Genomic DNA, 232 nt, shown 5'->3' with positions numbered 1-232 from the left:
ATAAGGATGGAGGAAAGAATATGAACTTAATAGATCAAATAAAAGATAGTGGTATCGTGGCAGTTATTCGTGGTGCTAATAAAGATAATATTATTCCTACTGCGAAAGCTTTAAGTGCTGGAGGAGTGACAGCCCTTGAATTAACAGTAGAAACACCAAAAATTTTATCTTTAGTAGAAATGGCTGCAGATGAATTAAAAGATGAAGCTGTGGTTGGGGTAGGGACTGTACT

General features: G+C 36.2%; 1 pseudogene. It reads left to right on the top strand.

Annotation, left to right across the window (positions count from 1 at the left end):
- Positions 1 to 20: 20 nt before the first annotated feature.
- Positions 21 to 232, top strand: a pseudogene (locus AOA60_RS31920) (keto-deoxy-phosphogluconate aldolase); the annotation flags it as partial.

The organism is Pseudomonas sp. 2822-17 (assembly GCF_002742485.1).
In the GTDB taxonomy this organism is placed as follows: Bacteria; Pseudomonadota; Gammaproteobacteria; order Pseudomonadales; family Pseudomonadaceae; genus Aquipseudomonas; species Aquipseudomonas cyclaminis.
Note: the sequence above shows the minus strand (reverse complement) of the source record. Positions and strands in the feature narration are given on the sequence as shown.